This window comes from Actinoplanes sichuanensis (assembly GCF_033097365.1).
Taxonomy (GTDB): domain Bacteria; phylum Actinomycetota; class Actinomycetes; order Mycobacteriales; family Micromonosporaceae; genus Actinoplanes; species Actinoplanes sichuanensis.
In genome coordinates this window covers 3,874,875-3,895,960 of record NZ_AP028461.1, presented here as the reverse complement: position 1 = coordinate 3,895,960, position 21,086 = coordinate 3,874,875, and the positions used below count along the sequence as shown (strand labels likewise).

Annotated in this window: 21 protein-coding genes; 9 read left to right on the top strand and 12 right to left on the bottom strand. The window is 67.9% G+C overall.

Annotated features, from left to right (window positions below):
* Positions 1–385: 385 nt before the first annotated feature.
* On the top strand, positions 386–802 hold the full coding sequence (locus Q0Z83_RS17835; protein ID WP_317795072.1) for a hypothetical protein: 417 nt from the start codon (positions 386–388) through the stop codon (positions 800–802).
* A gap of 177 nt (positions 803–979) precedes the next feature.
* Here Q0Z83_RS17835 and Q0Z83_RS17830 read toward each other — a convergent pair whose 3' ends face one another.
* On the bottom strand, positions 980–1,570 hold the full coding sequence (locus tag Q0Z83_RS17830) for an SMI1/KNR4 family protein (RefSeq protein ID WP_317795071.1): 591 nt from the start codon (positions 1,568–1,570) through the stop codon (positions 980–982).
* Between the two features lie 499 nt (positions 1,571–2,069).
* Between Q0Z83_RS17830 and Q0Z83_RS17820 the strand changes: the two genes are divergently transcribed.
* Together Q0Z83_RS17820 and Q0Z83_RS17815 are read left to right on the top strand one after the other, a co-directional pair.
* Complete coding sequence (locus tag Q0Z83_RS17820) at positions 2,070–2,969, top strand: hypothetical protein (protein WP_317795070.1); 900 nt, start codon at positions 2,070–2,072, stop codon at positions 2,967–2,969.
* 310 nt (positions 2,970–3,279) lie between these two features.
* On the top strand, positions 3,280–4,359 hold the full coding sequence (locus tag Q0Z83_RS17815) for a DUF6461 domain-containing protein (protein WP_317795069.1): 1,080 nt from the start codon (positions 3,280–3,282) through the stop codon (positions 4,357–4,359).
* Between the two features lie 110 nt (positions 4,360–4,469).
* Here Q0Z83_RS17815 and Q0Z83_RS17810 read toward each other — a convergent pair whose 3' ends face one another.
* Positions 4,470–5,936: an ApeA N-terminal domain 1-containing protein gene (locus tag Q0Z83_RS17810; protein ID WP_317795068.1), complete on the bottom strand. Its 1,467-nt coding sequence runs from the start codon at positions 5,934–5,936 to the stop codon at positions 4,470–4,472.
* Positions 5,937–7,086: 1,150 nt separating this feature from the next.
* Here Q0Z83_RS17810 and Q0Z83_RS17805 point away from each other — a divergent pair.
* Positions 7,087–7,431: an immunity 53 family protein gene (locus Q0Z83_RS17805; RefSeq protein ID WP_317795067.1), complete on the top strand. Its 345-nt coding sequence runs from the start codon at positions 7,087–7,089 to the stop codon at positions 7,429–7,431.
* A 355-nt stretch (positions 7,432–7,786) separates the two neighbouring features.
* Here Q0Z83_RS17805 and Q0Z83_RS17800 read toward each other — a convergent pair whose 3' ends face one another.
* Both Q0Z83_RS17800 and Q0Z83_RS17795 read right to left on the bottom strand, forming a co-directional pair.
* Entirely contained in the window at positions 7,787–8,575 is a 789-nt protein-coding gene (locus Q0Z83_RS17800) for an alpha/beta fold hydrolase (RefSeq protein ID WP_317795066.1), read from the bottom strand.
* A 400-nt stretch (positions 8,576–8,975) separates the two neighbouring features.
* Positions 8,976–9,581, bottom strand: coding sequence for an alpha/beta fold hydrolase (locus tag Q0Z83_RS17795; RefSeq protein WP_317795065.1), 606 nt, complete (start codon positions 9,579–9,581; stop codon positions 8,976–8,978).
* Positions 9,582–9,677: 96 nt separating this feature from the next.
* On the opposite strand from Q0Z83_RS17795, the gene Q0Z83_RS17790 reads away from it, so the two are divergent.
* Positions 9,678–10,235 (top strand): hypothetical protein, encoded by a 558-nt coding sequence (locus Q0Z83_RS17790; RefSeq protein WP_317795064.1) that lies wholly within the window; start codon positions 9,678–9,680, stop codon positions 10,233–10,235.
* 215 nt (positions 10,236–10,450) lie between these two features.
* Positions 10,451–10,822 carry an iron chaperone gene (locus Q0Z83_RS17785; RefSeq protein ID WP_317795063.1) on the top strand — a complete coding sequence of 124 codons (372 nt, stop codon included), beginning with the start codon at positions 10,451–10,453 and terminating at the stop codon, positions 10,820–10,822.
* A 103-nt stretch (positions 10,823–10,925) separates the two neighbouring features.
* Here the strand turns inward: Q0Z83_RS17785 and Q0Z83_RS17780 are convergent, their stop codons facing one another.
* Together Q0Z83_RS17780 and Q0Z83_RS17775 are read right to left on the bottom strand one after the other, a co-directional pair.
* A complete protein-coding gene (locus tag Q0Z83_RS17780; RefSeq protein WP_317795062.1) occupies positions 10,926–12,542 on the bottom strand; it encodes a glycoside hydrolase family 43 protein in 1,617 nt (538 codons plus the stop codon).
* 58 nt (positions 12,543–12,600) lie between these two features.
* The gene (locus Q0Z83_RS17775) at positions 12,601–13,623 is read right to left on the bottom strand and encodes a glycoside hydrolase family 11 protein (RefSeq protein ID WP_317795061.1); all 1,023 of its coding nucleotides are present in this window, start codon (positions 13,621–13,623) and stop codon (positions 12,601–12,603) included.
* A gap of 388 nt (positions 13,624–14,011) precedes the next feature.
* Here Q0Z83_RS17775 and Q0Z83_RS17770 point away from each other — a divergent pair, with 388 nt between their 5' ends.
* Together Q0Z83_RS17770 and Q0Z83_RS17765 are read left to right on the top strand one after the other, a co-directional pair.
* Entirely contained in the window at positions 14,012–14,530 is a 519-nt protein-coding gene (locus tag Q0Z83_RS17770; protein ID WP_317795060.1) for an RICIN domain-containing protein, read from the top strand.
* A 22-nt stretch (positions 14,531–14,552) separates the two neighbouring features.
* Entirely contained in the window at positions 14,553–15,209 is a 657-nt protein-coding gene (locus tag Q0Z83_RS17765) for a sugar O-acetyltransferase (RefSeq protein WP_317795059.1), read from the top strand.
* On the opposite strand, the gene Q0Z83_RS17760 is transcribed toward Q0Z83_RS17765, so the two are convergent.
* From Q0Z83_RS17760 to Q0Z83_RS17735, 6 genes are read right to left on the bottom strand one after another with little or no spacing between them, the layout of a single operon-like run.
* Entirely contained in the window at positions 15,170–15,763 is a 594-nt protein-coding gene (locus Q0Z83_RS17760; protein ID WP_317795058.1) for a hypothetical protein, read from the bottom strand. The two genes, Q0Z83_RS17765 and Q0Z83_RS17760, sit on opposite strands and share 40 nt — an antisense overlap.
* Positions 15,760–17,103, bottom strand: a complete 1,344-nt coding sequence (locus tag Q0Z83_RS17755; RefSeq protein ID WP_317795057.1) for a hypothetical protein — start codon at positions 17,101–17,103, stop codon at positions 15,760–15,762. Before Q0Z83_RS17755 ends, Q0Z83_RS17760 begins: the two co-directional genes overlap by 4 nt.
* Entirely contained in the window at positions 17,100–17,897 is a 798-nt protein-coding gene (locus Q0Z83_RS17750; protein WP_317795056.1) for an ABC transporter ATP-binding protein, read from the bottom strand. The genes Q0Z83_RS17755 and Q0Z83_RS17750 overlap by 4 nt, the downstream gene beginning before the upstream one ends.
* A gap of 20 nt (positions 17,898–17,917) precedes the next feature.
* Positions 17,918–18,703, bottom strand: a complete 786-nt coding sequence (locus Q0Z83_RS17745; RefSeq protein ID WP_317797091.1) for a zf-HC2 domain-containing protein — start codon at positions 18,701–18,703, stop codon at positions 17,918–17,920.
* Between the two features lie 2 nt (positions 18,704–18,705).
* Entirely contained in the window at positions 18,706–19,257 is a 552-nt protein-coding gene (locus Q0Z83_RS17740) for an RNA polymerase sigma factor (RefSeq protein WP_317795055.1), read from the bottom strand.
* 58 nt (positions 19,258–19,315) lie between these two features.
* Positions 19,316–20,233 (bottom strand): LysR family transcriptional regulator, encoded by a 918-nt coding sequence (locus tag Q0Z83_RS17735; protein WP_317795054.1) that lies wholly within the window; start codon positions 20,231–20,233, stop codon positions 19,316–19,318.
* Between the two features lie 66 nt (positions 20,234–20,299).
* On the opposite strand from Q0Z83_RS17735, the gene Q0Z83_RS17730 reads away from it, so the two are divergent.
* Positions 20,300–21,082, top strand: coding sequence for an inositol monophosphatase family protein (locus tag Q0Z83_RS17730; RefSeq protein WP_317795053.1), 783 nt, complete (start codon positions 20,300–20,302; stop codon positions 21,080–21,082).
* Positions 21,083–21,086 lie beyond the last annotated feature (4 nt).

Below are 21,086 nucleotides of genomic sequence, written 5' to 3'. Positions count from 1 at the left end.
ACCAGCTGGTCGTAGATCGCCCGAGCGCTTTCAACTCGCCGCCGAATCGTGTGAGGGCCAGTAGCTCGGCACCCCTCGCGCGAAGAATAGGACAGTCGAGAATCCGCAGGTTCCGCGGCGGGACCCGCCCTGGAATACCAAGTTCCGTTCGACTCTCATGCCGCAGATCGGGCGTCTTTCCGGGCGGCGGTGGATCGGGCGCCGGGCGGCGAGCATCGCTTGGGGAGAACCTCACGAAATGGGCTCACCGCCCGGCGCTTGAACAGCGTAGATTCCCTACCTGGCGCGGACCGGTAAGCGGGCCGCCGAACGTCCTCGTCTGCCGCCGTTCGGCCGCCTCCCCAGACGGCCGAACTTCATGCTGACGCTGGGATAGCTTGGCGTGGTGAGAGTTCCCGGTCCGGGCGTTTCGATCCTGAGGCGCTATGTCGGGCAGATACGACTGGTCGGCATCCTGGCTCTGGTCTTCGCCGCCGGCTTCGTGACAGCGCGGATCTGGCCGAGCCAAACGGTCGCGACGAGGCTGATCAGCGGGACCGTGATTTGGTCGAATGCCGATATCGGGCGGATCCTCCTCGAAGGCGAGGATAGTGCTGACAGCGGCGAGTACGAGGTGGCGGCGATAGGGCGCCTCTATCGAACCGGTGAGGACCCACCTGGACGTCCCACTTGCCTTGAGGTCACCGGAACAGAGTCAGTTCGGACTGACCGGCGTCGCGTCGAGCTCGAGGTTGTCTCGGTCAACGTGTCCGGTCCGAACGACACCACCGAGATCGCGGTGATTGTGCGCTGCCTGGGATGAGGCAGAAGCGGCACTTCGGGAACTCTGCCTATTCACGCGGGACCTCAGATGACGCCCTCAACTGCCGCGATCCGCGTACGCCAACAACAACAGCAGCCCCGCGGACCTGAACTGGTCGAGACCCATACGCTGCGGCCGGGGGCGATCAACGTTCACAAACGCCACGGTATTGGCTGATCAGTCGACTTCCTTGACAGAGCGCCAAATCACGAAGGACTTGGGATCCGGCTCGGGCAACGCACCGCCGTACGGCCCCTTACATGGCACTCCCGCGTCCATCGCCTCGGCTGTCGCCGCCAGCAGATGTGCGGTGCTGCCCCAATCCGTTCCGTCATGATTTTCCTCCCCGTTGCACCAGCCGATACTGCCCCGCAGTTCGCCCTGCCGCAGGTCGACATAGAGGTAACCACCACAGCCGTCGGTGCCGATGGGCAGAAACCGGTCGAGGAAAGGCAATGACATCTCACCGGCCAAGCCATCGGAGCTGGTGGGCTCTCCCATGGTGCGCCAACCGTCAAGATGCATGCGCCGGTCCTCCAGGCTGTCGGCAATCGAAAGGGGCTGACACTCCGGCGGAAGGCACAAAACCATGTCCGTCATGCCGTCCGCCAGTAACCACCAGTGCATCAGGTCCTCGGGAAGACTTACCCCGATTTCACGTTCGGCGTCCGCGATGGCCTGCGGACTCGCTGGCGGAGCGATAGCCGGCATCGCCCAGGACACGTTCACCGACAGCCACCGCACAATGCGTGTCCAGGACTGCTCCACCCTCGCCACCATGGATCAATTCTCGGATACGCGAAGGAAGACCGCGGGGCAACTCGACAACCTCACTGGCGACTCGCCGGCCGCCACGAACACCCACCGCGCCTCCGATTAGCCAAGATCCGCTAATCCAAGATCATGTGCACTCATCTGCCGCCGACAGCGCGCGGCGGCTGGCGAGGGGTCGTCACGCCGAGTGACGCCTGGCCCGGCTAATCCGGCGTGCGCGGTAGGACAGGCCATAGCGTAGGTACCAGTGCACTGCCACTACGATCACCTCGGCCGGGAATCGGAACCCGGCGAACGCGGATCGAGGCTGAGACCGGGAACGGGACGGAGCAACGGACTTCACCGGTCAACACTGCCTGGCCATCCGATCGGCGGATGCGACAGAGCCGTTCCGCCAGGCCGGTGCTGGGCGCACACGGCCGATGGGCCTGGCCAGGATGGGCTGACTCCGGCCGGCGGCCCGGCCGCGACGATAACCATTACAGTCGCATTCGTGAGTGCAGATCAGGGTCTTGTCCGGGTGTCCGATTCGTACGGCGTACGCCGTACCCGAGCCGGATCGATCCTCGCGGATGACGGGACAAACTATCAGGTCAAGTGGGATGACACCGGGGAGGAAGAGCTTGTCCCACGGGTCGCCGGCGTTCACGTCGCGACGAGGGGTTCGCTGCGTTTCCTGGCTCTGTCCGATTCCCGGCTGTTCCACGCCGTCTTCGCCCGAGAGCCCCTCGCGGTGGTTCTCCACCTGTTGGCCGAGTCGTCGGTCCCGCTGAAGGTGCGAGAGATCCGGGAGCATCTGGCCGAGCTCGGTCTCCGGAACGAGACCTGGGCCCGGCACGGGCCCCGCGCGCTGGCGGTTCTGCCCAAGTGGCCGAATGTCGTCCGACGGCAGAAGGGCGACACCCTGGCCTACACCTGGGTGGGCGACGACCTTCCCGAACTCCCGTCAGAGGCCGAGCCTGACCCGGAGCCGGCACCTACGCCCCAGCCCGTGTCGAAGACCGCTCCTTCTCTCGCCAAGCCGATCGCGGCTGCGACACCGGCTGAACCGGCGTTGCCGTCCGCCGAGCGCCTTCGGCGCCAGATGAGCGTCGCGCGGAGCCTCGGCGAGGTCGCTCGCCTGCTCACGCTCCCGAGAGAGTTCGTGGCTCAGTTGTCACCGGAGGTGGTCGCCTCCGCGCTCCGCCGGGTCGCCGCTGAGGATCGGCTGGTCGCGGGCTGGCTCGACGCCCTGACCGCCTCCGGGCCGATCGGTGCGCTGACCGAGGAACTGGCGACGGCCCGGGCGGCGAACGCCGCACTCCAGAGCCGGGTCGATGAGCTGGAGGAGTGGTGGACGGCCCTCGAGCAGAGCACCGATCCGGACGCCGCAAGCCGTCAGCCGGGCAGTTGAGGAGCTACTTGTGCGCCGGCTCGGAAGTGCGCCGGAAGGACGATCCGCACCGCCTTCCATGTTCCCTCGTTAGAAAACGCCGATTTCTGTCCGGGTATGAGTAGCGCGTCCTCATTTGCCGCAAGGCGTAGGCCGACGAGGACGGTCGGCATGTTCTACAAGTGCTCCTGGCTGCTCTCATGCAGTCGGGCGCAGCTCCGAGGTAGCGCAGACTGTGCCCACCGCTGGCCGACATCTGGTTGATGGTGCCGTGGCGGAGTTGCCGCTGACGAGCCTCCGGGGTGAAGTCGCTGGTACTACCGTTAAGCGGATGGGCGATCTTGCGGGAGCCGAGCTGCTTTGGGACGACCTCGGAGAGATTGCTTGTCTCACGTTTGTCCGAGGGGTGGACGAGGTGGAGGCACTGCGTCGCCTCGGTGCGTATCCGGACACCATCGGTGAGAAGGATCCTGGCGACTTCTTGGAGGAGTTCGAGGTCGACTTCCCTCAGGTCGCCGTGGCGATCGGGCTCGGATCCTGGTCGGTGGTCATCGAGCCCGTGGGCTTCTGCGGCGCAGATCATCTGCTGCTCAGCGCGGCTTCGGTGGGCACTGAGGCGATCGTAGTGTTGCGACACGACTACGCCTCGGCGGCATTCGCGTACGCCGTTGACGGCGCTCTGATCACCGGTTTCGAGCCGAGCTATCCGGCCCCGACGCTGATGCATGGCGTCGATTCGCAACGCTTGTGGCCCGCGATGCGGGAGGTCGGCTTCCGTCCGCCTGACGAGGACGGCGGCGAGAACAGCCAGCACAGCACGGCTATGGCGTTGCTGCTCGCCCAGCGGATCACCGGCGTGGTCGTACCGCGAGGGGTGATGGACGAACCTCGGATGTGCGCCGAACTGGAGCCGTGGTTCGCCGTCGCGTACAACCCCGGCGATCTACTCATCGCCGACCAGACACTCGAAGGGCACGCGGCACCCCTGGTCGCCGCCGTGCAGGCAGCCGGGCCGGCGACACAACGCCGCGTCGCTGTCGCCGAGGTGCGCCGCCAGGCGAAGGCACTCGGCTTGGACCGAACGCTCGGCTTGGACGACGCACTGAGTGCCGCAGCCGCGGGTGTCGGCTACTCGATCGCCGTCGACTCTCCACTCGGACGGCAGGTCCGCGCCTGGCTGACCACGTCCCGGAAAGCCTCCAAACTAAGTCCCGGAGACCGCCACCACGCGTACGGTCTCGGCTGGTTCATCGGCGCCCTACGCGGCGTATTGAACCCCGACCCGCGACTGGCCGCCCTCGCCGCGGCCAAACCTCTCACTTCCGAGATCCCGGGACTCGGCGACCACGCCCTCCGAGCACAGATGATTGAGGCATTGCGGGCCTCTAAATCCCATACAGCACCACGGTGACTGTTCCAGACCGCGTCTTCTCGTGCCGAGATGAGTGCACCGATTCGCCAGCCAAGGCTTTGGCCTGAGAACTATATTTTCAAAACTCACCGCTCTGGTCAATTATCGAGTCAATTATCGAGATCGCCCTCAGGTTGATCGAGATGCTGCGAGAACCATTGCGGGAAGCTTTTGAGCATGTGGGAGCGAACATTAATGGCCTCCCATCTATTGTCGAAGGCCTGCCGACATTCGGCGTCACTAAAGCCCACCTCTCGAAGCAGCACCAGCTCGGCAAGAAACCGCGCGGAAAGCATTATGGCAACCATCTCGTTCATCGACTCGTCATCCTCGGCGGAGGACGATAATACGTGGCCAATTCCGTCTCGATGCTTCCGAAGCTGTCGGCTCCACTCGTCCTCGTCGCCGACGATCTCTCGCATCCTGTGGTCGGTGCGGTCCAAAAGTTGGCGGACCCTAGATGCATAAGACGGACGATGCGCCGTAGACAGAATGCTTGCTAACCAGTCTCGATGATCCGAGCACCCTGCTGCTACAGCGTCGAGTATTTCTCGGTTCCTTGTACGGGCTTGGGGCGTCTTTTTGTCCAGATTTGGATAAAGGCGACGGTGTAGGCCCTCGATCGCAGATGCGATGGTAAACATCTGCTGCTGAAGGTACCCTGCCTCACTTTTGTGCAAGGAGAAAATAAGGTCGCACACCGCTGAAAGCTTTTCCTGGAGGGCAAACCAGCGGGGCACAATTTCAGTAAACTCAACACCCGAAACTGAACCAGCTGACTTCAGGCCGAATCTCATGTGCTGGTAAATCATTGGTTTACCTTCAGAGCTTTCGGCCCAGCGGCGTTTGACCTCATAAGCGCGAGCAGGCCATGTCTCTAGCATATCGATGGCACCGTCGTGGGTGCCGACGCGCACGTCCAGGGCTTCACATTGAGCGCCCGTTGCCAGGGTCAGCATCTGCTCGAACGGCCGGATGTAGCTGTATTCGATATCGTCCAGCGATCGACGCTCTGATAGGTCCAGCCCGACGAACTCCTGACTAGAGAAAGTCACCTCCGTGACCGGGCTGTAGGAGTATCGGCTGCCTTTGAATAGATAGGCCCTACCGCCCGGCAGGTCAGCCTGGAGAGAGGGGACATCAAGAACATTCAGTGTTTCTTGTGGCGCATGACTGATGCGATAGATGTGACGGTTCGCCCATTGGTCTAGGTTTGTCAGGCGAAAGGAGACCCGATCAAACGTGAATTCGTCCGGGGCTTGCAGGTGTGCGTCTCCAACGAAGATGGTTCCCGCGAGGAGCAGTCGGCGACCCTGAGTGATATTACCGCGCCCTCTCGTGGAGTAACCGATTTCGACATTGTCCACGAGGGTGAGGCGCATCCCCTCACTCAACCCGTGAATGATCGGAACTTGGCCAAGATCATGATTGGCTCCCATGGATCGGCCTTCGATTTTTTCGTGCAGTTCGAGCTCTGCACGCTCGCCGACCGTCAGTGTTCCCCAGGCGATTCGATCGGGCGCATCAGATGTCCACCATTGCCCGATATATGGACTTTTCGGGTCCGCGCTTGCCATGCCATATAAGCTATCGCATCCTTTTTTCACGGCCAACCGACTTAATGACCTCGATCGCATGCGTTGGACCGCTCTGCACGGAGCAAGTACATGATGCATACCTTCAATGGCGAGGATCACGCAGGTGCGCGGCACATCGCGTGCCGTGACGGGACCGGCGAGCAGGTCGTTGACTGTTTCAGTGCACTAATCTGCCGTTGCGACACGAGGTCGCACTTTTGCGAGTGGACTCGCAGTTAGGAGGACCGGCGTGATGTCGGTGGTGTAGTCCCGGGCGCGTGCTCGTTGCCTGGCCCCTTCCCTGGCGTGCGTCGCTGGTAACGGCGGGGTGCGAAGCCCGGGGGAAAGCCGAAGGATCTCCGTCCCATCGTGGAGGTCACGGGTGAGGGGCAGACCGGACGGGTGAATTGCGTGAACCTTCGTTGATGCTCCGTGAATAGTGGCTCCGCGCGATGGGATGTTGAGGCGGGGTGTTGGGACAGGCCGCCCTCGTGGTGGCAGGCGCTGGCCGGGCACGGCATTCGGTCAGGAGAGCACCGCTGGTCCCCGGAGTAGAGAGGGCACCCACCCCGGTCGTAACTCGTGAGTGTGGAACGTGGAAACCCCGACGGGGTCCACCCTGCTGTTGGTGGGTGGTAAGCCGACCGTGAGGAAGGCCCAACTCCTCGGCGGGAACAGGATGACCCGAGAAGCGAACGCCGGTGGCCGAAAGGCGACAGGAAACCGAGAGCCGCATCGCTGGTCCCTTCTACCAGGGGTTCTCGGATAACTGGCCGGATACCGGGCCTGGGTGCCCGGCCGCGAAAGCGGGCTGACGCGGGTCAGGTGAGCCTGCGCGGAAACGTTGACGATGAAGCCAGTACCGATGGACAAGTTAGACACCGTCCCTCGGGACGGTGAACGGACCTGAGGACGATGCCGCTCACCGAGCTGGCACCGTATGGCGTCGGCTCAATCGGTCTTCGCGGGCTTGCTTGAGCCGGATGCATGGAAATCGTGCACGTCCGGTTCTGAGGGGGGCGGCGGCGCAGCAATGCGCCGTCGCTACCCGGCCTGATCGCGCGACGCTGCTGGCAGAGGCCGGTCAGGCGGGCCAGCATCCGGCCGTGCCGATCAGCGCATGCGGAGCTACCTCCGGCATTATGGCCGGGTGACCGGACAAGATCTCCAGTTCTACTCCGACGGGCCTGACGCCCTCACCTGGCTTCAGGGTTGGTACGCCACCCAGTGCGATGGAGAGTGGGAACACGAGTACGGCGTGTCGATCGAGACGCTCGATAATCCTGGGTGGCTCCTGAAAGTCGACCTGCAGGCAACCGCGATGGATGACCTTACGTTTCCGAAGCACGAAGTCCACCGGAGCAAGCACGACTGGCTCGTTGCCCGCATAGTCGACAAGCACTTCGAAGTTGCCTGCGGACCGCTCAATCTCAGTGAAGCCATCCACCAGTTCCGGCTCTGGGTTGCCGGTGGAGATCGAGGTAGTGCCTGCTAAACACACCGATCCAACGCCCTCACATGCCGCTGATCGCGCTCGCTGGGCGGAACGGCGCGGATCGCGCGCGAGCATCAGTGAAGCGGGATTCGAGGTCCACCGGGGTGGTACCCGTGTCGAGGTGGATCTGGGGCCCGTTCGGGGCCTGGCCGTCAGAGAGTGCAGGGCACATCCGGGCAAGGTCGCGAACCCCGCAGAGTCGCCGAAGATCTCCACCGACCCGTTCACCACCTCCACGGTGACGGTCCCGCCATTCGGCAGGAGCCACGACTTCGACTGACGCGTCGTAAGCCGGCACGGACAGTGAGAGTTCGGCCAGGAATCATGCAATGCCGCGATCGGCCAGCCCGTCGCTCTACGCCTTTTCCGCCACATCCAGACGTGCCACCTCCCGCACCGCGGCGGCGACCGCGGCGAAGTCCTTCTTCAGGATCGCGCCGTGGTTGCTGTCGACCTTCGCGCTGACCCGGATGTTGCCGTTGCCGGCCGTCACCCGGTCCAGGCTGGTCCGGATCCGTTCCTGCTCGTCGCCCTTACTGCCGAGCGAAGCGCCGGAGGCGACCACGTAGCGCGTCGGCACGGTGATCGCCTCCAGCACCGGTCCGAGTTCGCGCTCACGGGAGATCACGCCGAGTTCGATGTTGCTGTCCGCCTGCTGGTCGGCGCTCATCCGCGGGGCCAGCCCGGTCGGGCGCAGCAGCGGCAGGAACCAGCCCATCCGGCGAAACAGGGCGCGGATCCGCCGCTCCATCGCCTCGTCCAGCCAGTCGTAAGGGTATGCGCCGTCAACGAGCACCGCGCCGATCGCCCGCTGCGGGTTGCGGCCGGCCCAGTGCGCCCCCACGAACGCCCCGTACGACCAGCCCACCACCAGCGCCCGCCGCACGCCCCGGGCATCAAGGACCGCGTCCACGTCCCGAACGGCGGCCTCGAACGAGTAGTCAGCCGACCGCTGCGACTTGCCGCGGGCGCGTTCGTCGAAGGTGATGTGCCGCCAGTCGTGCGTGCCCAGCTCGGCCACCACCCGCCGCCAGTACCCCTGCGTCGCGAACTGCCCGTTCAGGTACACGACCGGGACGCCGTCGCCGCCGCTGTCGGTCACGGCCAGGGCGGTGTCGTCAACGTCAACCATGCTCTTCGTCATGCGCCCACCATCAGGGACCGGCCTGACACGGCACCGCCACCACCCTGACACGGCCGGTCCCGGCGTGACACGTCCCGGCGCGGACCGTGATCCTCGCGCAGGTACGCCACCCGGGCCTCGTGATGATCCGCCGCAGAACGTAAACGATTTACCGGCAGGTATACGACTGACGCCTGACAGCCCACCGAGAACACGCGGATCTGCCGCGGAGAAGGCGTCGCCAGGTGCTCCGAGCTGGTCGCGGTCGGGGCGCACCGCCGGTGAGGTCGCGAGTGCCGGTAATGATGTGTCCATGTCGTCGGAGCAGGATTCATCCCTTGTGAGCCCGCGCCCGCCCAGCCGGTGGAATCCGTCAGGGAGTGCATCATGATGCGTTACCTACAGGCGGGTTCGCCAGACTCTAAAGGTGGCTCACGAATTCGTCCATGGCAATCGTTACGCGCCGGAGAATGTCTGCGGAGTTCACCGGGTCCTCGGCGGTCTCCAAGCCGTGATCAGCGTTATGCGCCTCGTAGAACGGCTGGCCGAAACTGCGGGCCACCCCGGTGTCCCAGGAAGGGTCGGCAGTGCCGCCTACCAGCAGGAACGGCGCCGCGCTGCGACGTAGGTCGTCGGGCACCTCTGAATCTCGCAGCACCGGGGTCAACCAAATGCCGGGCAGGCCGCGGTCGGCTGCCAGCGAAGCGGCGAACGCGCCCATCGACTTACCGACCAAGGCGATCTTCGGTGCGGCTTCAGCGCTGAGAGCTTGGCTCACGTGTTCGTTCACGAACGATCGCAGCTGAGTGAACCAGGCGCGAAGGTCCTGGCCCTCGCGCTGTGGCGGGTGTTGGGGCCACCAGACCGCTTGGGTAGTCCAGCCGTGCCTCATGAACACCGCGCGAGCAAAATGCAGCAACGGCCGTTCGGTAGAGTACCCACCACCTGGAATGAGGAAAGCGACCCGCCCCGGGTCGCGTTCCAAGCGGTCGGGAAGCGACGGACGTGGCCAATAGATATCGGTCATCCAGCGATGATAGGCAGCCGGACACCGATCGAGGTCTCGACCTCGACTGCCGTCCTGATCAGGTCGCGGTGATCAGCCGCCGGATCGGAAGCATCGATGTTGAGCTCGATCGCCTCGGCGGAACATTCGGCTGGAGCGGTCGATACCGCCGGCCGGCGACGCGGTGACATTCCGTCTGCGCCGGTCGCGGCTGTGGCTGCGGATGGCGCTGATCCTCATTCCCGTGTTTCTGTTGTTCCGTGGGATCGCGATCGGCTGTCGCTGGAGGAGTGGGACTTCACTGAATCGGTGAGTTGGGTGCTGTTGGCGGCGATCGCCGGAGCGACCGGTTCCGTCTTCGGTGCCGGTCGTAATCTCGGCTGGATACGCGCGTCGGCCGCCGGCTTGGAGTTCGCGGCCACGCGCCGCCGACCGGTGTTCTTGCCGTGGTCGGCGGTTCGGTCGGTCGGGCTGCGTTTCGCCGGCCCGTGGACCGAGTTGCCGGTGACTCCTACGAGCTTGAACGCCGCTATCGTCGTCGCCGTTCCGGCGTGGGTGCCATGGGTACGTCGACGCTCGGGTGCCGCCGCGTTCATCGTCGACGTCGGCCTGATGACGCCTGGACCGTCGGCGTTGCTCGCGGAGCTGAATCGACGGCTTGTCGCCCATCGTTGAGGCAGGCCACCCCGGCGTGGGATCTTCCGTGCTTCCCGCCAGGCGGCCGTCCTCTTCTGCCGCGATTCGCTCCCCGCCCAGCGTCACGGCGCGCCCTACACCGCCCGGTGCGCGATCAGGATGACCGTCGACCGGCGAGCTGAAAAAGCATGTGAACCCGGTACACCTCGCTCACTGCGGGCGCTGAGCCGAGCAGGGCGTGCCACACTGGCGCCATGGCCAGACCTCGGACGGTCGACGAGTACATCGACGGCTTCACCGGACCGGGCCGCGAGCTGCTTGAGCAGCTGCGGGCGCTGGCCCACGAGGCGGTTCCGGAGGCGAGCGAGGCGATCAAGTGGGGTCATCCGGCGTGGGTGCACCCCTCCGGGACGATCCTCTTCATGGTCAGTGGTCACGCCAGACACGCGAGCATCGCGTTCACGCCCAGCACTCGCGAGGGGTTCGATGCCGAGCTCGCCGGCTTTGCCACCGGTAAGGGCACGGTCAAACTGCCATACGGTCAACCTGTGCCGGGCGATTTGTTGCGCCGGATGATCGCGTTTCGCGTACGCGAACACGAGGACGATGGCGTGCTGTGGATGTGACCGTGTCATGTATCGGTGAGATCGCCTCCACCTGCCGAAATCGAGCGTGTCAGGAGCCATAAGACACACAGCAGGAAAGGTTGAACGACAAGCTGCGTGTGCGTCAGCCGGTGGTGTAGGTGGCGCTGTCGAAGTCGGCGTAGCCGCCCTCGGCGCCCAGGTCCTGGACCCACAGGCCGACGAACGCGCCGGTGAAACCCCACGCCTCCGGCTCGCCCGGTACCAGGGTCACCGCGTACTCGTCGGAGAGGGTGGTGGCGTCGAAGGTGCGGCCCAGGTCCTGCCAGGTGCCGGGGGTGGTCTCGTAGGCGAAGGTCAGCGCCGCCCCGTCCAGCCGGGCGCGCAGGCCCACCCGCCGTACGTCCAGCGGGGTCCGCAGGCCGGGCGCGGCGGTGACGCGTCCACTGTCGCAGCACAGCACGTCGAGCACCGGGGTGCCGTCGTCGTCGGCGGTCACGTGCAGGTAGTACCAGTTGCGCGAGTTGTAGTAGGCGGTGATGCCGGCCAGCTGCCGGAAGTTGCGGGGTACGAACTCGACCGTCGCCTCGAACGTGCAGCGGGGGTCGGTGACCCGGCGGGCGACCAGGCTGGGCCGGTGTCGGGCCATCGGTGACTGGCCGCCGCGGATCCGCAGGTACGACGGTCGGCTGGTCAGGTCCACCCAGTCCGGTGTGGCCGGGCGACGCAGCGTCGACCAGTCCGGGCCGAGCCGGGGAGCGTCGAAGTGATCGACCTCGGCCGCGGCGGGCGGCGGGGTCACGGTGACGCCGGCCGGTGCGGGGAACTCCGGGGCCGGCACACCGTCGCGGATGCGCGGCCACCCGTTGAACGGCCAGTCGACCCGCTGCAGCGCGGTCTCCCGGCCGAGTACACACCGTCCGGACGGCGCGTACGGGCGGGCCACCAGATGGGCCAGATACCACTCGCCGCCCGGGGTCTGCACGAGACTGCCGTGCCCGGCCTTCTGCAGTTCGAGGTCGGGTCGTCCGGAGGAGGTGAGCATCGGCCCGTTCGGGTCCACGTCGTACGGCCCGAGCAGCCGCCGCGACCGGGCGACCGTGACCTGGTGGGTGAGTGTGGTGCCACCCTCCGCGGTGACCAGGTAGTACCAGCCGTCTCTACGGTAGATGTTCGGCGCCTCGGTGAGTCCGGCGTCGGTGCCCTCGAAGATCACATGCTCGGGCCCGACGAGCCGGCGTACGCGATGGTCGTACCGCTGAATGGAGATTCCCGCGAAGCGGTCGTGTCCCGGCCGCCAGTCGGCGCGCATCGACAGCATCCAGGTCGTGCCGTCGTCGTCGTGGAACAGCGACGCGTCGAACCCGCGTCCGTGCAGGACCACCGGATCCGACCACGGTCCCGCCATGCTCGGGGCGGTGACCAGGTAGTTCTGCGGGTCCCAGTAGCCGCCGGCGAACGTGGCCACATCGGTGTAGAGCAGGTGGAACAGCCCGTGCGCGTACGTCAGATTGGGCGCCCACACGCCACACGAGTCGGCCGTCCCGGTCAGATCGAGCAGTCGGCGTTCGGTCAGCACCCCGCCGAGCGGCCGCCAGTCGACGAGATCGGTCGAGTGGTGCACCCGCACGCCGGGGTACCACTCGAACGTCGAGGTGGCGATGTAGTAGTCGGCACCGACCCGCAGGATCGACGGATCCGGGTGGAAGCCCGGCAGCACCGGGTTGCGGACGGTGGTGACGGCGGCCTTGGCGATCGTCATCGAGAGCCTTTCAAAGTGGTGGCGCGGCGACCGGACAGCCGCCGCGCCACGGGGGTGTTCAGCTCGTCCGGCAGGTGACCGTCGGCCAGGTCCAGTTGCCGTTGGCCATGATGGTCACGCCGAAGTTGTTTCCGCTGCCGTTCGGCCGTGCGGTCACCGATCCGCTGGTGCCGCTGACCGACGCGTTCCAGCTGTTCTGGATGCTCTGCCCGCCGTTGAGGTTGAGCGTCACCGTCCAGTTGCTGGCGTTGCTGACCGCGACGTTGAGGTTGAACCGGTCGCCGAACTGGTCACCGGCCGACAGCACCGCCGTGCAGTTGCCGCCGCCGCCGGGCGCCGGGCTGGTCGGGTTGGTGCCGCCGCCGGTGCCCTCCCGGACGGTGATGTCCGAGCTGCCCTGGCTCTGGTAGCCCTCGGTCGCCATGATCTGGTAAGCGAAGTTGGTGCCGAGGTTGAGCCCGGCCCGCGCCCACGCGTCGAAGTGGTTGGCGATGGTGATCGTGCCGGAGCTGCGCTTCGACTGCCGGACACTCCAGAACTGGTAGAACGTCTGGTTCCCGTCGATCGACGGCGCGTTGACCCGCTGGCTGCGCAGGATGTCGTAGGTGCCGCCGTCGGTGGTGACGGTGCCCATCCGGGTGGCGCCGCTGCTCGGGTTGTAGCTGCCGAAGTTCTCGACGATGTAGTACTCGATCAGCGGGTTGCGGGTCCACCCGTACAGGGCCAGGTAGGTGTTGTTGTTGCCCGGGTTGTAGGTGCCCGAGTAGGTGACCGTGCGGCGCGAGCCGGTGGCCCAGCCCTTGCCGCCGACCCAGTTGTTGGTACTGCGGTCCCAGCTGCTGGAATACCGGCCGTCGGCGCGCAGCGTCATGCTGGCGTTGCCGCTGTCCTTCCAGAACGAGAAGTAGTACCCGTTGTGCGTGCCGGTGGTGTTCGAGCTGACCGTCCGGTCGGCTTCGGCGTGCGCGGTGCCGGCGACCATCACGCCGGCGACGGCCATCACGCCGGCGCAGGCTGCGCCGACGAGCATGCGGATACGGCCGCGTCTGGGGCGTTCGGGGCGGGGGAGTTCTGCGGTCATGGGTGTGCGCCTCCTGATGAAGGGCCGGGGAACGGCTGCACGAGGCACGACGGGGAGACGCCGCCCTCGTGATGGGGGATGTGACGACCATCGAGGCCCGTCATTGCGAGATGGTGGCCCGTCGACCGCAACCTTGTCAACAACTTACGGAAACCATGCGGAAATACCGAACATGATCTCCGCGGGCAAGGCAGGCGAATAACGCCAGGTTGAGGCAGGTCAAACCCATTCGGGGTACGCCGTACGCGCTCTGCCCAGCCCAAAAGGCTCTTGACTGGCCCCTGAAAGTTTCGGAATCCGCCCAGGTTTGGCGAGTCGAAGCGGCAGAAAGCCCCGAAACCCCTTAAATGCTACATAACGCCGCAAGTAACCTGAAAGCGAGAAGCCCATGGCCCTGTCCCGCCGCCGCACCGCACCCTTCGCGGTCCTGCTCACCGTGCTGGCCGCCGTCACCGTGTCCCCGCAACCCGCCGCCGCCGCCACCGACCGCTACCGGATCACCAACAAGCTGTCCGGAAAGTGCCTGACCATCTGGGGCGACGGAAACGGCGCCGCGATCACCCAGATGACCTGCAACAGCGCGGACACCGCCCAGTGGTGGTACCTGGACCTGAACGGCACCGGCACCATCCGCAACCAGCGGATCGACAAGTGCCTGGACCTGTGGGACGCCGGAAGCGCCAACGGCCAGATGGTCTTCACCTACGGCTGCCGCAACGACGGCTTCTCCGGCCAGCGGTGGCGCACCGTGAACAAGGGCGGCCAGTACTGGGAGATCCGCTCTTACGCGACCGACAAGTGCCTGGACCTGGCGGCCGACAACCGGGCCAACGGCGCGGTGATCCAGCAGTGGGGCTGCAACTGGGGCGCCAACGACAACCAGCAGTGGCGGATCACCACGTCGTGACTCCGGCGGCCACAATGGTCGGGTGACTGACCATGACGAGGTACTGGACCGGATCCACCGCGGGCTGCTCTACACCGAGTCCGAGGCGTCGTTCCAGAACCCGCAGCGCCGGGCGGACCTGATCTTCGAATACAACAGCACCCGCCCCGGCGACGACACGGCGAGGCGGGCGCTGCTGGAACGCATCCTGGGTTCGGTCGGCGCCCGGACCGTGCTGCTGTCGCCGTTCCACGCCGGGTTCGGCAGCAACGTGCACATCGGCGACGACTTCTTCGGCAACGTCAACCTGACGTTCGTCGACGACGTCGAGATCCGCATCGGCGACGGCGTGATGATCGCCCCCGGCGTCACCCTGACCACCACCGGCCACCCGATCCACCCGGCCCTGCGCGAGGACTTCCGCCGCTTCTCCGAACCGATCGTGATCGAGGACCGGGTGTGGATCGGCAGCAACGTCGTGGTCCTGCCGGGCGTCCGGATCGGCTACGGCTCGGTGATCGGCGCCGGCAGCGTGGTCAGCCGCGACATCCCACCGATGTCGGTCGCCGTCGGCGTCCCCTGCCGGGTGGTCCGCCCGATCACCGACGACGACCTGACCACCCGGGTTCCGGCGGCCGTGGGCACCGCCGGACCCGATGATCAGCCGGGGTTGCGCAGCGCCGGTCCCCGCACGGCGTAGACCGCCAGCCCCGCCACGGCGACGACGGCCGCGGTGACCGCCGCGGCCCGGCTGTCGTGCGGCTGCGACGGCCAGGTCAGGACCCGGACCGCCACCGCGTCGCCGCCGAACGGGAACACCAGCGCCGGCAGCGTCCACGCCAGCGGTAGGAACCAGGCGCGGGCCGCGCCGAGCAGCGCCGCGCCCAGGGCGGTCAGGCCGAGCAGGCCGGCCGCGTCCCGTACCACCATGGCGGCCGGGCCGAACCGGGCGCCGGTCAGCAGGGTCGCCAGCACCAGGCCGATGATCAGCGCGAACGCGGTGAGCAGGTGGACGGCGCGTAGCGGCGGCCACCGCCGGGAGCCGGTGCGTTCCAGCGCGTCGTCCGGCCCGCCGAGTGTGTGCGCCGACGACGCGGCCAGCAGCAGCACCAGCAGCACGACCATCGTGGAGTCGGCGTCCGGGACCTCGGAGAACGCGGCCACGACCGACCACATCAGCACCGTGCCGCCGATCGCCGCGAGCAGCGCCGCCGGTACCCGCCGGGACCGCAGATGCAGCGCCAGGTACCTCATCGGGCCGGCCTCTCCAGCAGGCCGTTCGTGTCGCCGCAGGTCAACGCAGCCTCGCGGACCGCGACCACCCGGGCCAGCGCCTCCGCCTCGGGCAGTTTGCGCAACCCCTCCCACAGCCGGGTCGCCTCGACCTCGTCGCTGGGCGGGGGAGTCTCGCCCGGGCCGACCACGTACGTTCCGGCGTCCGGGTCGGCGACCGGCTGCCGTCCGGACAGCCACGCGCCCGCCGCCATCGCGGTCGCCATGTGGAACCCGTTCGGGCAGCCGGCGGCGCTCGCCCCACCCGAGTCCAGCAGGTCGTCCACCAGCGACTCCGGGTGCTTCAGGTGACCGTCCTCGCCCACCTCCAACTCGAACGGCACGGCGTCCGCCCCGTACCTGACGATGGTGTTCTCGTCGAGGTAGGTGTTGGTGTTCTCCACGACCGAGGTCGGCGGGTCCGGCAGCTTCGCCAGCAGGGTCAGCGCCTGCCGGGCGTGCGGGGTCACCTCGTCGAGCAGACCGGCGTGCGCCCGCGCCACACACACCCGCGGGGTGTCCTCGGTGCACACCGGTTGCTGCGCGACCGGGTCGATGTTCACCCGGTCGTAGTCGTGCGGCATCACCGCGACACCGAGCGCCAGAGCCAGCCCGACCGGAAGCAGCGCCGCGGTACGCGTACGCCATCGGCTCGCCGACAGAAGCATCGCGGCCGCCACCGCGACGCCTGCCGCGATGATCGCCTGCGCCGCGCTGACCCGGCCCGGAATGGTCTGGAACTCGATGAACTGGTTCATCCCCCAGGAAGGCGAGGCCAGCATGGACTGCCAGTCCTCGTGGAACGCCATCGGCATCGCCAGGATCGCCGCGAAACCGGCCACCGCCAGCACCGGTGCCGTCACCGGGGTCGGCGCCAGCCGGCCCACCGCCATGCCGAGCCAGGCCGACGCGATCACCGCGAGCACGCCGACCGCGGCGACGGCGACCGCTGCGCCGGGCAGGTAGCGGGCCGTCGAGGCGATCCACAACCCGGTCACCACCAGCACCGCCACCTGCGCGAGACCGACCGCGCCGCCGACCGCGCCCAGCGTCAGCAGGATCCGCTGATACCGGGGACGCGGCGTGCCCGCGAACAACTCGGCCACCCCGGCCCGATGCTCCCGCCGGGCCAGCCAGGCACCGACCCCGATCGCCACCGGACACGACAGCACGAGGTACGCCCGCTGGCCCATCACCAGCGACATCCAGCCGGCCGCCCACTCCCAGCGCACGATGTACAGCAGGCCCGCACCGGCCAGCAGCAGCACGGTGGCGCCGGGCAGGCCGAACCGGCGGAACTGCACCGACAGGACCCGGCTCACGCGGCTCCTCCACGGTGCCGGCGCAGCAGCGCCGAATAGCCCCGCTCGGCCGGGCTGAACCCGGCGTCGCCCTGCTGCCCGTGGGTCATCAGCTGCTCCGGGGAACCCTGGAAGACCAGCCTGCCCTCGTTGACCAGCACCACGTCGGTGCAGGCCGCGACCACGTCCTCGACCAGGTGGGTGGAGACCAGCACACAGCTGTCGACACCGATGTCCTGCAACAGCTCCCGGAAGTCGAGCCGCTGCTCCGGGTCCAGGCCCACGGTCGGCTCGTCGAGCAGCAGCACCTGCGGGTCGTTCACGATGGCCTGCGCGATCCCGGCCCGGCGCACCATGCCGCCGGACAGGGTCTTCATCTTCGCGTCGGCCTTGGCGGTCAGGCCGACCCGTTCGATCGCCCGCTGTGCCGCCGCCGGAACCGCCGCCTTCGGCATCTCCTTGAGCCAGGCCATGTACTCGACGAACTCGCGGACCGTGAACCTCGGGTAGAACCCGAACTCCTGCGGCAGATAACCCAGCCCGCGCCGCACCCGGCGCAGATCGGCCCGGCCGGTGACCGGCTCACCCAGCAGGGTCAGCTGCCCACCGGCCGGCTTCAGCACCGTGGCCAGCGCGCGCATCAGGGTGGTCTTGCCGGCGCCGTTCGGGCCGAGCAGGCCGTGCACTCCGGTCTGCAGCCGCAGGTCGAGACCGTCGACAGCCAGATGCCGGCCCGTCCGGACCTGCAGTCGTTCGGCATGGATCGCCCACGCGTAGGTGGTCGGGGCCGTCTCGGCCGCGCTGATGGTTCGCATGTCTCTCCTGATGTCGTCGGTCAGTCGCCGCTGGTCAGGCGGCGGAATCGGTCGGCGCGGGCGACGGTGAAACCGGCCGCCAGCACGGCGACCGCCGCCCAGGCCGCGGTGCCGCCGGGTTGCAGCAGCGCGGGCACCTGGGCGGTCGCCAGGCTGGGCGCCACGACGGCCGCCGCCCACACCGCGGCCAGCCCGGTCGCCGCCCGGCGGACCCCGATCAGCGCACCCAGCGCGATCGACGCCGCGGTGAACGCCAGACACGGCGTGAGCAGCACCGCCAGCGGCGCCCCGGTGCGGGCGCCGGCCACCGCGAGCAGCGGAATCACCACCGCCAGCACCACCGCCGTGCGACGCAGCAGCAGACCGAGCCCGGCCCGTGGGGTGCCGGCGACCAACTCCCAGGCCGGGTCGGTGCGCCGGGTCCACGAGACGGCCACCCCGGGCAGCGGCGCCACCGGCGCGAGCAGCAGCACCAGCGAGGGCAGGTCCGGGTACAGGACGTGCAGCAGAACGGCACACCCGAGCACGGCCCCGGTCATGGTCAGCCACGGCGCGAGCGACACCGCGAACCGGCGTCGACTCAACCGCCGGCGCGGCACCGGCGCCGGGCCGTCCGTGACGCCCCGGTCGATGCCGGCGGTGACCAGATCGAGCAGGGCGTGGACGTCGTCCGGGGTGTGTTCGGCCAGCCGGGCCCGACAGTCCGCACACGTCTCCAGGTGCGACTCCACCGACCACACGCTCGCCTCGTCGAGGCCGGGGTCCCCGTCGGCGTACCGCGCCAGCACGGCCACGTCAGGATGCATGCTCACGACAGCGCCTCCCGCAATGCGATCCGGGCCCGCCGGGCCCGCGACTTGACGGTGCCCTCCGGCACGTTCAACAGCACCGCGGTGTCCCGCGCGGACAGCCCGTCGAGCACCATGGCCCGCAGCACCTGCCGTACCTCGGGCGGCAGCCGCAGCAGCGCCTGCTCCAGGTCCTGCCCGACCCGCCCGGCCATCACCTCGTCCTCGGCGGCCGGTGCCACCGGCTCGACGGTCGGCACCGCCGGAACCTGCGCCTGCCGGGCCCGCCGCCGGAACGCGTCGACCATCCGGTTGGCCGCGATCGTCCACAGCCAGCCCACCGCACTGCCCTCAGCCGTCGAACCGGCGAAACTCCCGGCCGCCCGCCACACCGCGAGATACGTCTCCTGCATGACGTCGGCCACCACGTCGGCGTCGGAACAACGCCGCCGCAGCCGCACCGCCAGCCAGGGCGAGGTCCGCCGATACAACTCGTCGAACGCCCGCCGATCCCCGGCAGCCGTGCGCCGAACGAGTTCTTCCTCGTCAGCCGCGTCCAGACTCTCTCTCACGTCCTGATAGACGACCGGAACCCCGGCAACGGATCTCTTCCCGATGTGATCCAGGCCACTATTCCTGCCGGTGGTCGCTCGGGGTCAGGATCGTGGCCAGGGCGGCGCGGACGCGGTCGCGCAGCCAGATGTGAGCCGGATCGGTCTCGTAGCGCTGATGCCAGCCGCAGACGATCGGCGGGTCCGGCACGGTCAGCGGCAGCGGCACCGTGACCAGGGCGAACGCGTCGGCCAACGGATGGACGGCCAGCAGCGGCGCGGTCAGGACGGCGTCGCTTCGCGACACGATGTGGGCGGCGGTCGCGGTGGCGCCGACCGTCGCCGGCACCCGGCGGTGCAGGCCGTGCGACTCCAACGCGTCGTCGATCGGATCGGTCAGCCGACCGCGACGCGACACCAGCACGTGCGGCAGAGCGGCGAAACCCTCAAGATCGATTCCTCGGGCGTACGGGTGACCGGCGCGCAACACCACCACGAACCGATCGTGGCCCACCACCTCGTGCCGGATCTCCGGTGATGCCGGCACGGCCGCGCCGATCTCCAGATCCACCCGCCCGTGCCGTAGCTCGTCGGTGTCGACCGCCGCCTCGGCCAGGAACCGCAGCCGCACACCCGGCGCCGAACCGGTGACGTCGGCCAGCAGAGCCGGTGCGAGCGCGGTGGCCAGCGCGTCATGGCACTGGAGGGTGAACACCCGGTCCAGCCCGGCCAGGTCCAGCTCCCGGCTCGGGGCCAGCACCTGCCGGCTCCGCCGCAGCAGGTCACCCACCTGGTCACGGACGGCCAGCGCATAGGGCGTCGGGGTCATCGTGCGGCCGGTGCGGACCAGGATGTCGTCACCGGTCAGTCGTCGCAACCGGCCGAGACTGCGGCTGACCGCGGGGGAGGAGAGCCGCAGCCGCTGGGCCGCCCCGGCCACGCTGCCCTCCTGAAGGAGCGCGTCCAGCACGGTGAGCAGGTTCAAATCCAATTGCACGACAGTAAACTGTAGCCTAACGACGTTGCACTGGACTTAATCGAAGCGCGGTCACAGAGTGGAGTCATGACCACCGCACAGCAACTACTGACCGTCGTCACCGCAGCCGTCCACAACGCCGCCGACCTCGTCACCCGCCCGGCCAGGACACCGACGACCAAGCCCGAACTCGTCGCCGCGCTGGCCGCCAACGACGACGCCGTCTCCGCCGCGCTGCGACCGGTTCTGACCGGTGCACTGGCCGGCTCGCAGTGGACGTCCGACGAACACGGCTCCGGCCCGATGCCCGACGGCGACTGGTGGGTGGTCGACCCGGTCGGCGGCAACATGAACGCGGTCCAGGGCATGCCGGACTGGAACATCGGGGTCAGCCTGGTCCGCGACGGGCGGCCGGTGCTCGCCGTCCTGCACATGCCGGTCGCCGGGGAGACGTTCACCGCGATCACCGATCACGGGGCCACCGCGAACGGCGTACCGCTGAAGGTCTCGGCCAAGACCGACCTGACCCTCGCGCTGACCGGAACCGGTCAGGCTCGTCCCGGCCGGGAAGCCGGCCGCGCCGACCGCGCCGGAGCGGCCGTCGCGGCGATGATGCGCCACGCGCTGTACGTGCGGGCGTCGGTGCCGGTCGGACACCAGTTGGCGCAGGTCGCGGCCGGGCGGATGGACCTGCACTGGCAGTTCGACAACCTGCGGTCGCACATCGCGCCCGTCCTGATCGTCCAGGAGGCCGGCGGGGTCGTCACCGACTTCGACGGCAAACCGTGGACCGTCAGCAGCGACGGCTACGTCGCGGCGGCGCCCGGAGTGCACTCGGCCGCGCTCGACGTGCTGCGTCCGGCACGGTGACCGG

Excerpts from the sequence above, each read along its gene's own strand:
- Q0Z83_RS17785 (WP_317795063.1), top strand. The coding sequence starts at position 10,451 with ATGGCCAGACCTCGGACGGTCGACGAGTACATCGACGGCTTCACCGGA.
- Q0Z83_RS17760 (WP_317795058.1), bottom strand. The coding sequence starts at position 15,763 with ATGAGGTACCTGGCGCTGCATCTGCGGTCCCGGCGGGTACCGGCGGCG.
- Q0Z83_RS17780 (WP_317795062.1), bottom strand. The coding sequence starts at position 12,542 with ATGACGATCGCCAAGGCCGCCGTCACCACCGTCCGCAACCCGGTGCTG.
- Q0Z83_RS17745 (WP_317797091.1), bottom strand. The coding sequence starts at position 18,703 with ATGCATCCTGACGTGGCCGTGCTGGCGCGGTACGCCGACGGGGACCCC.
- Q0Z83_RS17790 (WP_317795064.1), top strand. The coding sequence starts at position 9,678 with ATGTTGAGCTCGATCGCCTCGGCGGAACATTCGGCTGGAGCGGTCGAT.
- Q0Z83_RS17800 (WP_317795066.1), bottom strand. The coding sequence starts at position 8,575 with ATGACGAAGAGCATGGTTGACGTTGACGACACCGCCCTGGCCGTGACC.
- Q0Z83_RS17730 (WP_317795053.1), top strand. The coding sequence starts at position 20,300 with ATGACCACCGCACAGCAACTACTGACCGTCGTCACCGCAGCCGTCCAC.
- Q0Z83_RS17810 (WP_317795068.1), bottom strand. The coding sequence starts at position 5,936 with ATGGCAAGCGCGGACCCGAAAAGTCCATATATCGGGCAATGGTGGACA.
- Q0Z83_RS17750 (WP_317795056.1), bottom strand. The coding sequence starts at position 17,897 with ATGCGAACCATCAGCGCGGCCGAGACGGCCCCGACCACCTACGCGTGG.
- Q0Z83_RS17795 (WP_317795065.1), bottom strand. The coding sequence starts at position 9,581 with ATGACCGATATCTATTGGCCACGTCCGTCGCTTCCCGACCGCTTGGAA.
- Q0Z83_RS17775 (WP_317795061.1), bottom strand. The coding sequence starts at position 13,623 with ATGACCGCAGAACTCCCCCGCCCCGAACGCCCCAGACGCGGCCGTATC.
- Q0Z83_RS17770 (WP_317795060.1), top strand. The coding sequence starts at position 14,012 with ATGGCCCTGTCCCGCCGCCGCACCGCACCCTTCGCGGTCCTGCTCACC.
- Q0Z83_RS17815 (WP_317795069.1), top strand. The coding sequence starts at position 3,280 with ATGGGCGATCTTGCGGGAGCCGAGCTGCTTTGGGACGACCTCGGAGAG.